The sequence below is a fragment of the Pseudomonas sp. E45-MNA-CIBAN-0222 genome (genome assembly GCF_040310405.1).
GTDB lineage: Bacteria > Pseudomonadota > Gammaproteobacteria > Pseudomonadales > Pseudomonadaceae > Stutzerimonas > Stutzerimonas stutzeri_AC.
Genome location: NZ_JBEOPU010000087.1, coordinates 1 through 276, shown reverse-complemented (window position 1 = coordinate 276; position 276 = coordinate 1). Strand labels below are relative to the sequence as shown.

Sequence of the window (276 nt, the reverse complement as noted above, 5' to 3'; positions counted from 1 at the left end):
AGTGTGAACTTCGCTGGCGAGACCGCGAATGTCGATTATGATCCGACCCAGACGACGCCTGAGCAAGTCAAAGAATGGGTAAATAAAACTGGTTTCGTCGCCAATTTGCAGGCAGCTGATAGCTTGTTTGCCCAAACGGATAAAGATACCGCGACTCAGTACCCGTGGCGCTTGATTGGCTTGTGGTTATGTTTGCTGCCGTTTTTAGTGGGTATGGCAGGTATGCTGACAGGTTTTGGTATGGCGTGGATGCCACCGGTTTGGATTCAGTTTGTC

The 276-nt window shown here is 50.0% G+C and carries 1 pseudogene; it reads left to right on the top strand.

Annotated elements, in window-relative coordinates:
* Positions 1 to 276: pseudogene (locus tag AAEZ08_RS22880) on the top strand (hypothetical protein); the annotation flags it as partial.